We start from the raw sequence: 13,520 nt of genomic DNA, 5'->3' as shown, positions 1-13,520 counted from the left end.
CCGCACGGTCGTTACGGACCATCCGACGAACTCTCCTGCTTCTTCAAAGCGGGAACCGTCCGCTACCTGTTGCCAGAACGACTGAACAACCTCAGCAACCAAACGATTCGAGAACTTCACCACGGCAATCGACACCCTTCAATAATCAGGTGTTGCGATCACCGCATGATTCGAAGCCCTCAAAACGCGCACAACTGCGACCCAGTTGGGTGAGCGGGTGCTGCTGTGGGAGCGTTACTTGCCCAGGCCGGCCCGGCGGAGGGCTTCGGCCATGGCTGTATCCGCGGGGGCCGCGTTGCCTTGGCGTTGGTTGCCCTGGCCTTGGCGGGGAGCACCTTGGCCAGATTGACCGCCACCGCGCTGGCCCTGGCCACGCCGCTGATCCTGACCGCCACCGCGCTGGCCACCGCCACCCTGGCTACCTCCGCGCTGGGCATCGCCACGCTGGCCACCGTCACGCCCACCACTCCTGCCGCCGGCGCCACGTCCGCCGGGAGTGCCGGGTTCGTCGTCGAGCCGCAGGGTCAGCGAAATACGTTTCCGTTCGGGATCGGCCTCAAGGACCTTGACCCGGACCACTTGCCCTGACTTCACAATCTCGCGGGGATCCGAGACAAACTTGTTGGACAGCGCGGACACGTGGACCAGGCCGTCCTGGTGCACTCCAACGTCCACAAAGGCACCGAACGCGGCCACGTTGGTGACCGTGCCCTCCAGGATCATGCCGGGCTTGAGGTCCGAGATCTTCTCGATGCCTTCGGAGAACGAGGCCGCTTTGAAGGCCGGACGGGGATCGCGGCCGGGCTTCTCCAACTCGGACATGATGTCCTTGACCGTGGGCAAACCGAACGTGCCGTCAACGAAGGCCTGCGGGTCCAGTGCCGTGGCCGGTCCACCGCCGGCGGCCGTGAGGATCTTGCGGGCCACGGAGTAGGCCTCGGGGTGCACGCTGGAGGCATCCAGAGGCTCGGCTCCCCCGGTGATCCGGAGGAAGCCCGCGCACTGTTCGAAAGCCTTGGCACCCAGGCGCGGGACCTTCTTCAAGTCACTGCGCTTGCCAAACGGGCCATTCTCGTTCCGGTAGGCCACAATGTTCTCGCTCAGCAACGGGCCAACACCGGCCACGCGGCTCAACAGTGCGGGCGAGGCCGTGTTCACGTCGACACCCACGGCGTTCACACAGTCTTCCACCACCGCATCCAGCGATCGGTCCAGCTTCGCGGCCGTGACATCGTGCTGGTACTGCCCAACACCGATCGACTTTGGCTCGATCTTCACCAACTCGGCAAGGGGATCCTGCAGTCGCCGGGCAATGGAGACAGCACCCCGCAGGGAGACGTCCATGCCAGGAAGTTCCGAAGCGGCCAAGGCCGAAGCCGAGTACACGGAAGCTCCGGCCTCCGAGACCACCAGCTTCTGGACTCCCTTCACACCTATGGCTTCGAGGGACTTGATGAGTTCCGTAGCCAGCTTGTCCGTTTCCCGCGACGCCGTGCCGTTGCCAATGGCCACGAGCTCAATGCTGTGCTGCTTGGCAAGGCGACCGAGCGTGGCAAGGGCTTCGTCCCACTTCTTGGCCGGCGCGTGCGGGTAGATGGTGTCGGTGGCAACCACTTTGCCGGTGCCATCCACCACAGCCACCTTCACGCCGGTCCGGAGTCCCGGGTCCAGGCCAAGGGTGGCGCGGTTTCCGGCCGGGGCCGCAAGCAGGACGTCACGCAAGTTGGCTGCAAAGACCCGCACGGCTTCGTCCTCAGCGTCGGCGAACATGCGGCCGCGAAGGTCCGTCGTGAGCCGGTCCAGGATGCGCCCGCGCCAGGCGAGCTGGGCCGTCTGGGTAAGCCAGAGGTCGGCGGGACGGCCTTGGTTGGCGACCCCGAGTGTCTTGGCCACAGCGTTCTCGTAACGCCCGCGGGCGGCGGCCAGGGCGTCGTCGTCGTCGGGGTCTGCTTCGGCGAGGTCCAACTCCAGGACGCCGTCCTTCTCACCGCGCAACAGCGCGAGCACGCGGTGAGAGGGCATTCCCGACGGAACCTGGGTGAACTCGAAGTAGTCCTTGAACTTCTGTCCTTCGGCCTCCATGCCCTTCTTCACACGGGACACCATGCTGCCTTGCTTCCACAGGCGTTCGCGGAGGTCCTCGGCAAGATCCGGATCCTGGGCCACCCGCTCCACCAGGATGGCGCGGGCTCCGGCGAGCGCCGCGGCGGCATCCTCGATGGAGTGCTCAGCGTTGAGGTACTTGGCAGCCTCCGTCTCCGGGTTGAGCTGTGGGTTCGCCAGCAGGACGTCGGCCAGCGGTTCCAGACCGGCCTCGCGGGCGATCTGGGCCTTGGTGCGGCGCTTGGATTTGAAGGGCAGGTAGATGTCCTCGAGCCGGGCCTTGGTATCGGCACCGACGACGGCGGCCTCCAGTTCCGGGGTCAGCTTGCCTTGCGCCGCGATCGCCTCGAGGACGGTCTTGCGGCGTTCCTCCAGTTCGCGCAGGTACCTCAGCCGTTCTTCGAGGTCGCGCAGCTGGGTGTCATCGAGCGTCCCGGTGGCTTCCTTACGGTACCGGGCGATGAAGGGAACGGTGGATCCGCCGTCGAGCAGTTCCACCGCGGCTTTGACCTGCCAGGCCTGGACGCCAAGTTCCTTGGCGATGAGTTGGTGGATGGCAGAGTCGGCTGACTGGTGTTGGAGATTTTGGGTCACCCTGACAGTTTGCCCCAGATGGCTGACAGTTTTCAGGTCCGGCCCTATGCCGGGGGCGCTGTTAGTGCTGTAGTTGGACCATGCAGGAACTGCTGATCATCCTCCAGGACGGATTCGCTTCCGATGACGTGACGGTCACCGTCAACGGCAAGGAAGCCGTGTCCGAGCGGGACGTGTCCACCAAGATGCTGCTGGGCATGGCCGACGAGGTCACGGTGGAACTTCCCGCGAAGGGAGCCACCGTGGGGGTTGAGGTCAGCAGCCGGAAACTCAGCGCAACCAGGAAGCTCGCGGGTAAGCCGAAGAGCCTGATCGTTTCGATCGAGGACGGCGAGCTGGTGTTGCGTGAAGGGACGGGCCGCGAGGCGTTCCTTTAGGGAGCGCTTCGCGGCGGCTGGATTACGTGCGGCTCGAGGCCGGTCAGTGGGCCATGTGCTCCTTGGCGGAAATGTGCTCCACCATCTCGCCCAGACGCTCTTCCGGGACGTGGTTCCGGGCAATATCGCCTTGGCTGATGATGCCAACCAATGTGTGGGCGCTGATGACGGGAAGCCGGCGGACCTGGTGCTCCTCCATCATCCGGATACATTCATCAATGCTGGCATCCGCATCAATCCAATAGGGCTTGCCCTGGGCGAGTTCGCTGGCGCGGACTTCCCGGGCATCCTTGCCTTCGGCCAGGCATTTGACCACAATGTCGCGGTCGGTGATGAAGCCGGAGAGCTTGCCATCGTTTCCGCAAACAGGAAGCGAACCGCAGTCCAGTTCCTTCATCTTGCGGGCAGCTTCCTCAAGAGTCTGGTCTTCAGGAATGCACCAGGCGTTGGTTGTCATGAATTCACGTACGACACTCATGGGATCCTCCTTCATCGATTGGGGTCATCGACGCAGGGTCCTGAGGGGCGGGGTCCTTGTGGGGCTGGGTCCTTCGGCTCCGGCGCCGATGGAGCCAGACTACGCCCGGCGGTGTGCACTGACCAGCCGACGACGCTACCTGACACCCGAAAATTCCCCCACAATTCTCTGGATATAATCCATTCGTTGGAGTATTCTCGTTTTGGGTTATTCACGGCTTCTGGGCATTGGCCAAACACCCTTCGGGACTCCCCAACTCGCACCGCCTCGCCCTGAACCGTCATGCCGCCGATCCGCCCGGAGCAGGCCGACTCACAAGGTCCTGCTGCCCTCGGCACGGCATCGGCGAACGCATTGTTGTTTGCTTGCAGCGCGAGAAAGATCCTCCCATGGACATCCCCAACGTCCCCAGCACCCTCCTTGACCCCGTCCCCCATCACCCCACCGCTATCCCTTCTCCCCCTCTGCCCGCACCGTCGCCCGCGTCGTGGTCGTGGCCTACCGAAGATTGGTGGCGGTGCTGGCGTTCCGCGGCCGTGAGCGGCCGCTATGAAGGGAACCAGGCCGTCACGGGTCCCGTCGGCAGCGCGCTTGAGTTGAGGCTCGACGTCGATCCCCGCCAGGGCCTCGAATCTCCCGTCCTTAACAAGGTCAGTGGGGATTTCTTCAGCACCCGCCAGGTGAAAGTCGGCGGCCTCACGCAGATCGTCAAGACCTATGTGGAGTCGTGGATCGTTGACGCCCCCGTGGTGACCATGACCCGCTCGGATGCACACATCACCGGAACGGTCCGCTATTGGAAAGGCACCCACCCCACAACCACGGTGGACATCGTGGTCACGTGGCAGCACGGGGCCATCACGGGAGCCGTGGCTACGTTCACCGGGGGCGGCGTGGCGGGCGAGCCGTACGCCTGCAAGTACCGCTCCGACTGCTTCCGGGACGTCAACCTCGAGCTGGATTATTGCCAGTCCGTGGACATCGACCCCAAGGTCCCTGTGTACAACAGCCACGCTCATAACAACCGTCCGGCCGACCTTGCCGAGCGGACCCTGTCCATCGAGTCCTCCTACAAAGACGCCGGAGTTTCGGTAACCATCGATCCAGCGCACACGGTCATCGATGACAGTGCTGCAGGCTTCGCTTCGTGGAGTGTCGGTGAACTCCACGACGCCATGGAAACCTCGTTCGGCAAGTACAACTCGGGCTGGCCCGCGTGGAACCTGTGGGGTGTACAGGCCGGTCTCTTCGACAGCGCGGGCGTGGGTGGCATCATGTTCGACGCCGCTGCGGGCTTTGGCGGCGCCGGTCGCGGTCCCGACCGCCAGGGTTTTGCGGTCTTCCGCAACCACACGTGGTTCACCAACCTCGTCAGCAACCCCTCCACGCAGGACCAGGCCTGGGCCATGCGGCATTTCCTCTACACCTGGGTCCACGAGGCCGGGCACGCCTTCAACTTCCTGCATGCCTGGGACAAGGCCCGGCCGGACTCGCTGTCCTGGATGAACTACGACTGGAAATACGATCAGCGCAACGGTGCGGACACCTTCTGGGCGAACTTCCGCTTCCGTTTCGACGACGACGAGTTGCTCCACATGCGCCACGGCGACCGTGCTGCCGTCATCATGGGTGGCGATCCGTGGGCATCCGGTGGCCACCTCGAATCCCCTCCGGGTGCCATGACGGTCTCCGGGCCGGGCAGCGACGTGGAACTGGCACTGTCGGCCAAGAGCTACTTTGAGTACATGGAGCCGGTGGCCATCGAGTTCAGGTTGCGCAACACCAGCGATGCCCCCGTCCTGGTGGATGGCCGCTTGGATCCGCGGTACGGGAACACCACCGTCTACGTCCAGAAACCCGATGGAACCGTGGTGTTGCACGAATCCGTGGTGTGCTTCTACGGCCTGCCGGAGCTGGTGGCGCTGGCGCCCGCTGGCACCACGGACGGCAGTGACCGCTACAGCCAACTGGTCCAGCTGGCGTACGGGACTGTTGGCTTCGCCTTCGATGAACCCGGCCAATACCTGGTCCGGGCCGTTTATAGCACGGACGGCGTCGTACAGGCCTCCAACACCTTGCCGCTGCGCGTGGGGTTCCCGGTCACCAAGGAAGAGGACCGCTTCGCCCCGGAGTTCTTCACCCGCGAAGTCGGGCTCACCTTGGCCTTCGAAGGGTCCATGTCCCCACACTTGAGCAAAGGCCTGGACACCCTGACCGAAGCTGCCGAGCGGTTCAGTGGTGAGCCATTGGGCGTCAAGGCCGCTACCGCCGTCGCGCAATCCGTGGGAGACGACTTCTACCGGCGCAAGGACGACAAGATGGTCAAGCACCACACCGCCGATCCGCAGCGGGCACTCGCGCTGACGGATGCGGGACTGGCCACATTCCAGGAGTCAGGGGCTCCCACGAGCAACCTGGCCTACCGGAACCTGGTGGAACTGCGCACCGAACTGCATGTGAAGGCCGATGATTCGGCGGCCGCGAAGTCTGAGGTGGAAACGCTCGCCAAGGACCTCGGGACGCGGGGCGCCAACGCCGCCGTTGTAGCCCAGGTCAAGGAACTGATCCCTGCAACTCCGGCGGCCCGTTCCCGCCGGTCGGCTCCGAGGAAGCCCGCCACATAGTCGTCGGATGACTGTTTGACGCGTGGCTCCCCAGCAGCCGGTGACGGCGGCACCCCGCCCTTGGTGCCGCCGTCGCTCCTTGTCTGCGCCTTACTCGGCAATGTCCTCGGCCCACAGTTCGGGGTGCTCGTCCTGGAAGGTGCGCATCATCTCCACGCAGCGGGGGTCGTCGAGGACCACTACCTCCACTCCGCGGGAGCGCAGGAGATCGAATTCGCCGGGGAAGGTCACGGCTTCGCCCACCACTACGCGCGGGATCTTGAACTGGATGATGGTTCCCGTGCACATCGCGCAAGGGGCCAGCGTGGTGTAGAGCGTGGTGTCCCGGTAGGTTTTCTGCCGGCCCGCCGCACGGAGGGCGGACATCTCACCATGCGCGATCGGATCGCCGTGCTGCACACGTTCGTTGTGGCCGCTGGCGACGACTTCTCCGCCACGGGTCAGCGCGGCCCCGATAGGAATGCCACCTTCACTGAGGCTCTTCTGTGCTGCTTGGTACGCGGCTTCGAAACCGGGGTCCGTTGTGCGGGCTGATTCAGTCATGGGGGCAGTCTAGAGTGCACGGCCTCCTAAAATGTCGGGGCCCGCTGATAGCTTGGCAGCAAGGGTTCAGCTTTGCTTGGCGATTTCTAGGCGATAGGAGTAGGTCACCGTGTTCTTTCTCGATCCGGAGAGTGCTGGCGCACCGAAAGACCTGGTGTTCTCCGCGAGCGACCTCGTCGTTGCGGCCACGTGCGAATACCAGGTGCTCCGCAAACTGGACGAGAAACTTGGCCGGACACCCGTTGCCTCCTTCGCCAAGGACGCGATGCTGGAACGCACCTCGAAATTGGGAGACGTCCACGAGCACAAGGTTTTGGACGAGTTCGTGGCGGAATTCGGTCCTTGGGATGCGGCTACTGGACGAGGCGTGTACGACGTCGTTCCCGCCGCCGCGATGGACCGCGCCAGCCTTTCGGCCAAGCATGCGGAATCGATCGACGCCTTGCGGTCCGGGGCTGATGTCGTGTTCCAGGCTGCCTTCTTCGACGGCGTGTTCCACGGCAGGTCCGACTTCCTGGTCAAGAAACCGGTCGGCACGTACGCCGTGTTCGACACCAAGCTGGCACGGCATGCAAAGGTTACGGCGCTGCTGCAATTGGCGGCCTACGGGGATCAACTGCTCAAAGCCGGGATCACTCCGGATCCGGTGGTCACGCTGGTCCTGGGCAACCGGGTCCACTCAGACCATCCCTTGGCCGAAATCCTCCCCGTCTTCAAGGAACGTCGTGATCGGTTCCTGCGGATGACCGCAGCGCACATTGCCGGCAACGGCCCGGTGGAATGGGGCGATCCCCGCTACTCCGCCTGTGGCCGTTGCGACTACTGCGCCGAGCAGGTCCTGTTGCATCGCGACCTCCTGATGGTGGCCGGCATGCGCATCAGCCGGCGCAAGAAGTTGATCGAGGCCGGGGTCACCACCATCGACCACCTCGCCGCGCTGCCCGCCGAGGGCGACCACACCCTCCTGCGGCTGCGCGAGCAGGCACGGCTTCAAACGGGCACTGGAACTCCGGACGGAACGGTCAACTACAAGGACAAGGCCGGCGTGGCCAAGACCGTCTCCTACACCGTCCTCCCGGACAACACGCTCGGCAGGCTGCCCGCGCCTGATCCCGGGGATATCTTCTTCGACTTCGAAGGCGATCCATTGTGGCAGGACCCTGCCACAGGAAGGTGGGGCATCGAGTACCTTTTTGGCGTCATCGAGAACCCTGCAGAACCTGGTGGGGAGCCGGTGTTCCGTCCCTTCTGGGCACACTCGCGGGAGCAGGAACGGCAGGCCTTTGTCGACTTCCTGGATTACGTGGCCAAACGGCGTGCCCAGTATCCGGGCATGCACATCTACCACTACGCCGCCTACGAGAAAACGGCCCTCCGCAACCTGTCGTTGACGCACGTGGTGGGTGAAACCGCCGTCGACGATTTGCTGCGTCAAGGCGTGCTCGTGGACCTCTACGACACTGTCCGCCACAGTATCCGTGTTTCCGAAAATTCCTACAGCATCAAGAAGCTGGAGCCCCTCTACATGGGCCAGCACTTGCGCTCAGGTGACGTGACCGACGCCGGTGCCTCCGTGGTTGCCTACGCCGACTACTGCACGGCCCGGGACACTGGGAAGGCTGAACAGGCCGCCACGGTCCTTGAAGGTATCCGCGATTACAACGAGTACGACTGCCTGTCCACGCTGGAACTGCGGAACTGGTTGCTGGCGCGGGCCGCGGAACGGTCCATTTCGCCCGGTCTCACCGTGGCGGACGAGATCCAGGCCGAACCGGAAAAGTACGAGGCTCCTCCGGAAGAGCAGGCCCTGTTCGATTACCTCGAAGGGTTGTCGGAAGCCGAGCTGGCCTCGGCGGATTCGCGGGCGATCGGCATTGTCGCCGCCGGTGTGGGGTATCACCGCAGGGAGGACAAGCAGCACTGGTGGGGGCACTTCGACCGGCTCGAGAAGCCCACTTCCCAGTGGGACGACGGCCGCGACATCTTCGTCGCGGACCACGCCGAGTTGCTGCAGGATTGGGCCAAGCCGGGGCCGCGGAAGAACCCGGTCCGGATCGTGAAACTGCTGGGCAGGTCGGGCGACGGCGCCGGGCTGGAACCGGGTAAGAAGTACTTTCGCATGTATGGTCCGCCCTTGCCTGACGCTTTGGTGGCCAAGGAGTCATCTGTGCTCGGCCGGGCCGGCTGGAGTTCTACGGAGGTCGTCGAAGTCGGTGAGGATGGAGACTTCGAAGCCGTCACCATCGCCGAGAGCCTCCGCAAGGACTCCACGGAGTTCAGCCAACTGCCCATGGCCCTGACGCCGGACAGCCCGATTGCCACCAACGGCCAGCGTGCTGCGTTGGCCGCATTGGCCACCAAGCTTCGGGCGGCCTTGCCGTCCTGGCCGAAGGACCCGGCCCTGGACCTGGTCCGCCGGAAGCCACCGAGGCTGGCCACCCTGACGGAGTTGCCTGCAGTCCCACCGGGACCGAACGGCTACATCGAGGCCATCACCGAGGCCGTCAAGGACCTGGACAACTCCTACTTGGCGGTCCAAGGCCCTCCCGGCAGCGGCAAGACTTACGTTGGCGCCCACGTGCTGGCCAGCTTGGTGGCTGAGGGGTGGAAGGTGGGCGTCGTGGCCCAGTCCCATGCCGTGGTGGAGCACATGCTCTGCGCTGCCGTGGAGAAGGCCGGCGTGGATCCCTTGCGGGTGGCCAAGGAAGTTAAACACAACGATCCTGTGCCGTGGAACGGGTGCGCCAAAGGCGACGTCGAGGAAATCCTGTCCACGCCCGGCGGCGCGCTGGTTGGCGGGACGGCCTGGACCATGGTGGGAAGCACCGTCCCGGCCGGGTCCTTGGACCTGCTGGTCATTGACGAAGCCGGTCAGTTCTCCCTCGCCAACACCATGGCTGTCAGCCGGGCCACCAAGCGGCTCCTGCTCCTGGGCGATCCCCAGCAGCTGCCACAAGTCACCCAGGGAAAGCATCCGGAACCAGTGGACGAGTCTGCGCTGGGCTGGCTTTCGGACGGGTACAACACCCTCCCCTCCGAGCTGGGTTACTTCCTTGCCCACTCATGGCGAATGCATCCGGCCCTGTGCGGGGCTGTGTCCGATCTGTCCTACGACGGGCGCCTCGAAGCAGCCCCCGTCGCGTCAAAGCGGCACCTCGCGGGAGTGGAGCCCGGGGTTGCGTGCGTCTACGTTGACCACACGGGTAATTCCACATCCTCCCCCGAGGAAGCCGCAGTGGTGGTGCAGCAGGTCCAGGCGCATCTGGGCTTGTCCTGGCTGGATCCGTCCGAGGAAAACGACGGCCCCCGTCAACTCTCTGAGTCGGACATTCTGGTGGTCGCGGCCTATAACGCCCAGGTGCAGCTCATCAAGCACCACTTGCGGGAAGCCGGGCTCGGCGCGGTCCGGGTGGGGACGGTGGACAAGTTCCAGGGCCAGGAAGCACCGGTGGTCATCGTGTCCATGGCGGCCTCCGCCGCTGGAGAAGTTCCCCGGGGCATGGAGTTCCTTCTCTCACGCAACCGGATCAATGTGGCGGTGTCGCGCGGAAAGTGGCGTGCCGTCGTCGTGCGTTCGCCCGAACTGACCAACTACCTCCCGACGCATCCCGAAGGGCTCGAGAACCTGGGCGGTTTCGTAGCCCTCTGCCAGCGCGCCCAAGCACCCAACTGAGTCGCATTAGTGCGCGTTTTGAGGCCTCAAAACGCGCACAACTGCGACCTACTTGGGGAGGTTGAGGGCTTCGTCGAGCACGCGACCGAAGTTCACGGGATCATGCGCGAACCGGCCCAGGAACAGCCCCGACACTCCGGAAAGCTGCGGGAGGAGTCCCGGCTTGGCCGAGCCGCCGTAGATGATGGGCAGGCCCGCCAAACCCTGCGCCGCCAGCGAATCCCGCAGCCGCGACACCACCTCGGAGACGTACGCCGGCGAGGCAGGCTCAGGGGCACCAATCGCCCACACGGGTTCATAGGCGATCACCATCTGCGTGGCCACAAACCAATCGCCGGATACCGCCGCCTCAACCTGCCGGAAGACAACGTGCGCCGCCTCCGCGGCGTCACCCTCAGCGGCCTCCCCGACGCACAGCAACGGCATCAGGCCATGCTCGACGGCGGCACGCACCTTGAGTGCCACGATCGCGTCGGTCTCGGCAAAGTGTGCGCGCCGCTCGGCATGCCCGATTTCCACCAGGCCCACACCCAACTCCGCCAGCATGGACGGTGAGACCTCGCCCGTCCACGGCCCGTCCGCCCAGCCGCAGTTCTGCGCGCCGAGGACAAGCGGGGAACCAGCCATCAACTCAGCTGCCGCGGGCAAGACCGGGAAGGACGGAATGACGAACGGGACCACCCGCCCGGCCGCGAGGGCCGGACGGGCGTCCACTTCTTTCACCAGTTGCTCCAGCCACGCCAGGGATTGCGCGTAGCCGAGGTACATCTTGGTGCTGACCCCGATGTAGAGGGCCTCGGGCAATGTCACTTGCCCAACAACTCGTCAGCCTTGTTGGTGAAGGCCCGGGTTCCGAACATCATGATCGCGGCCAGGAACGGCAACACCCCGAGGGCATAAACGCCCATGGTTCCGGTGTCCGACGCCGTGACTTCGTTGACGGTGGTCCGCAGGATCGGTGCCACAAAACCGCCCAGGTTGCCCAGGGAGTTGATGAGTCCGATTCCCGCGGCCGCGGCAGTTCCGGTGAGGAACGCCGTCGGGTAGGACCACGCGATCGGTCCGATGGCGAGGAAGCTGCACACAGCCAGGGTGATGAAGATGATGCCCAACGTCGGCTGGTGGTTTGCGCCAGCCCAAGCGGAGCCGAAGATGCACAAACCGGTGGAGACGAACAGTGCCGTGCCCCAGCGACGGCGGCGGAGGACCGTGTTGGCTGCCTTGCCGATGAAGAAGCAGGCGAAGATGCCGAAGAACCACGGGATGGCGGTCAGGAGTCCGACGGCGAGGCCCACCTTCTGGCCGGTCAGCTGGGCCACCTGCTGGGGCAGGTAGAACGTCACGCCATAGACGGCTATCTGCAGGCAGAAGTAGATGATGGTGAAGTACCAGACCTTGCCGTTCCGCATGGAGGCGAGCACGCCGCGGGGACCGGATTCTTCCTTGACGGTATCCTCGAGCGCCATGACGTCCGTCAGTGCGGTCTTCTCCTCCTTGCTCAGGAACTTGGCTTCTTGAGGGCTGTTGATCAGGAAGAAGAACGCTGCGATGCCTGCCAGCACGGCCAGCATGCCCTCCACGAAGAACATGACCTGCCAACCGGCCACGCCGGGAACCTGGTCGCCGATGTTGATGAGCCACCCGGAGAGCGGAGCGCCGATCATCTGTGAGAACGGCTGGGCCAGGTAGAAGATGGCGAACATCTTCACGCGGACCTTGTTGGGGAACCAGGCGGCCAGGAACATGATGACGCCGGGGAACAGGCCTGCTTCGGTGACACCCAGCAGGAAGCGCAGGATCACGAAGGACGTTTCGCCCTGCACGAAGGCGAAGCACGCGGACACGATGCCCCACGTCACGGCGATGCGGGCAAGCCACACCTTCGCGCCGAACTTGGTGAGCAGCAGGTTGCTGGGGATTTCAAACAGTGCGTAGCCAATGAAGAAGATACCCGCGCCCAGTGCGTAGGCACCGGCCGTGATGCCCTTGTCCACACCGAGCGCGGCTTCAGCAAAGCCAACGTTGGTGCGGTCAAGGAAAGCCACCACATACAGGATGACCAGCATGGGCATGAGCCGGAAGGAAGCCTTGGAAATGGCCGACTTCAAGACCGGCGAATCCAGCAACTCCTTGGTGGAAGTTGAGGCAACGGACATTGAAACTCCTCTTTGAGTAGTCAGTTGGGGGTGATGGCTTCTTGAGGGCGCGCCATCAACGCGGCAACCCAGCGCGGAAACGATCTGTCAGCGCGGGAAGAAAATGAGCACCAGGCCCACTGCGCAGGCGAGGATGCCTACGGCGAGGTAGATCTTGCGTTCACGAGTCCAGGTCCGCATGAAAGGGCCTAGTGCATGTAGAGCCCGCCATCCACATTCAGCGTCTGGCCGGAGATGTACCCGGCGTCCTCGCTGATGAGGAAGGCGATGGCTGCTGCGATGTCGCGGGTGGATCCGACGCGGTTGACCACGAGGTCCTTGACCAACTCGTCCTTGCGCTCGTCGCTGAGGGTTCCGCCCATGATGTCGGTATCGATCGGGCCCGGCGAGATCGCGTTGACAGTGATGTCGTATTCACCCAGCTCGCGTGCCGTGGCGCGGGTCAGGCCAATGACGCCTGCCTTGGCCACGGAGTACGGGGTCTTGGAAAACGTGCCGCCGCCACGCTGGGCCGAGACGGACGAGATGTTCACGATGCGGCCAATCCGGTTCTTTACCATGGACTCGGCCACGCGGCGCGTGGCGAAGTGAACGCCGTTGAGGTTGATGCTCAGGACGCGGTCCCATTCGGCGGGCTCGAGTTCCAGGTAGCCGATGGGCGAGCTGACGCCTGCCACGTTGGCCAGTGCCACGATCTGCGGCAGTTCGGCTTCAAGCTCGTCGATGGCCGCACGGACTTCGGCTTCGCTTGAAACGTTGGCGCCGACTCCGTGGGCCTGGACACCGTATTCAGCGGCGATTTCCTTGGCGGCGGCCTTGCAGGCGGCGTCGTCAAGGTCGATGATGCCGATGTTCCACCCCTGGGCTGCGAGGTAGTTGACCGTGGCGCGGCCAATGCCACGCTCGGAGACAGCACCGGTAACGACGGCTGTGCGTGATGCGGGGAAAGTCATGTCGTATCTCCTAAAAGTG

At 64.3% G+C, this 13,520-nt stretch carries 9 protein-coding genes; 3 read left to right on the top strand and 6 right to left on the bottom strand.

Features of this window, described 5'->3' with window-relative positions; translation table 11 throughout:
• Nucleotides 1–234: 234 nt before the first annotated feature.
• Nucleotides 235–2,697, bottom strand: a complete 2,463-nt coding sequence (locus ACIPY3_RS12135) for a Tex family protein (protein WP_400334351.1) — start codon at nt 2,695–2,697, stop codon at nt 235–237.
• Nucleotides 2,698–2,777: 80 nt separating this feature from the next.
• On the opposite strand from ACIPY3_RS12135, the gene ACIPY3_RS12130 reads away from it, so the two are divergent.
• Nucleotides 2,778–3,074 (top strand): hypothetical protein, encoded by a 297-nt coding sequence (locus tag ACIPY3_RS12130; protein WP_400271552.1) that lies wholly within the window; start codon nt 2,778–2,780, stop codon nt 3,072–3,074.
• A gap of 43 nt (nt 3,075–3,117) precedes the next feature.
• On the opposite strand, the gene ACIPY3_RS12125 is transcribed toward ACIPY3_RS12130, so the two are convergent.
• The gene (locus ACIPY3_RS12125; RefSeq protein WP_400334349.1) at nt 3,118–3,552 is read right to left on the bottom strand and encodes a CBS domain-containing protein; all 435 of its coding nucleotides are present in this window, start codon (nt 3,550–3,552) and stop codon (nt 3,118–3,120) included.
• 389 nt (nt 3,553–3,941) lie between these two features.
• Between ACIPY3_RS12125 and ACIPY3_RS12120 the strand changes: the two genes are divergently transcribed.
• Nucleotides 3,942–6,176, top strand: a complete 2,235-nt coding sequence (locus ACIPY3_RS12120; protein ID WP_400334347.1) for a hypothetical protein — start codon at nt 3,942–3,944, stop codon at nt 6,174–6,176.
• A 90-nt stretch (nt 6,177–6,266) separates the two neighbouring features.
• Here the strand turns inward: ACIPY3_RS12120 and ACIPY3_RS12115 are convergent, their stop codons facing one another.
• Nucleotides 6,267–6,719, bottom strand: a complete 453-nt coding sequence (locus ACIPY3_RS12115; protein WP_400334345.1) for a nucleoside deaminase — start codon at nt 6,717–6,719, stop codon at nt 6,267–6,269.
• Between the two features lie 109 nt (nt 6,720–6,828).
• On the opposite strand from ACIPY3_RS12115, the gene ACIPY3_RS12110 reads away from it, so the two are divergent.
• Nucleotides 6,829–10,392, top strand: a complete 3,564-nt coding sequence (locus ACIPY3_RS12110) for a TM0106 family RecB-like putative nuclease (protein ID WP_400334343.1) — start codon at nt 6,829–6,831, stop codon at nt 10,390–10,392.
• A 48-nt stretch (nt 10,393–10,440) separates the two neighbouring features.
• Here the strand turns inward: ACIPY3_RS12110 and ACIPY3_RS12105 are convergent, their stop codons facing one another.
• The 3 genes from ACIPY3_RS12105 to ACIPY3_RS12095 form a co-directional block, all read right to left on the bottom strand.
• Nucleotides 10,441–11,202: a triose-phosphate isomerase family protein gene (locus tag ACIPY3_RS12105; protein WP_400334341.1), complete on the bottom strand. Its 762-nt coding sequence runs from the start codon at nt 11,200–11,202 to the stop codon at nt 10,441–10,443.
• Nucleotides 11,199–12,548 carry an MFS transporter gene (locus ACIPY3_RS12100; protein ID WP_400334339.1) on the bottom strand — a complete coding sequence of 450 codons (1,350 nt, stop codon included), beginning with the start codon at nt 12,546–12,548 and terminating at the stop codon, nt 11,199–11,201. The genes ACIPY3_RS12105 and ACIPY3_RS12100 overlap by 4 nt, the downstream gene beginning before the upstream one ends.
• A 188-nt stretch (nt 12,549–12,736) precedes the next feature.
• Nucleotides 12,737–13,501, bottom strand: coding sequence for an SDR family NAD(P)-dependent oxidoreductase (locus ACIPY3_RS12095; protein WP_400334337.1), 765 nt, complete (start codon nt 13,499–13,501; stop codon nt 12,737–12,739).
• Between the last annotated feature and the right edge of the window lie 19 nt (nt 13,502–13,520).

Origin of the sequence: Paenarthrobacter sp. NPDC089714 (assembly GCF_044748905.1) — a bacterium.
Taxonomy (GTDB): domain Bacteria; phylum Actinomycetota; class Actinomycetes; order Actinomycetales; family Micrococcaceae; genus Arthrobacter.
This window is presented reverse-complemented; position numbering and strand designations above follow the sequence as displayed.

Bases quoted from the DNA above. Each gene is read 5' to 3' on its own strand.
- ACIPY3_RS12115 (WP_400334345.1), bottom strand. From the start codon at position 6,719: ATGACTGAATCAGCCCGCACAACGGACCCCGGTTTCGAAGCCGCGTAC.
- ACIPY3_RS12130 (WP_400271552.1), top strand. From the start codon at position 2,778: ATGCAGGAACTGCTGATCATCCTCCAGGACGGATTCGCTTCCGATGAC.
- ACIPY3_RS12095 (WP_400334337.1), bottom strand. From the start codon at position 13,501: ATGACTTTCCCCGCATCACGCACAGCCGTCGTTACCGGTGCTGTCTCC.
- ACIPY3_RS12120 (WP_400334347.1), top strand. From the start codon at position 3,942: ATGGACATCCCCAACGTCCCCAGCACCCTCCTTGACCCCGTCCCCCAT.
- ACIPY3_RS12100 (WP_400334339.1), bottom strand. From the start codon at position 12,548: ATGTCCGTTGCCTCAACTTCCACCAAGGAGTTGCTGGATTCGCCGGTC.
- ACIPY3_RS12125 (WP_400334349.1), bottom strand. From the start codon at position 3,552: ATGAGTGTCGTACGTGAATTCATGACAACCAACGCCTGGTGCATTCCT.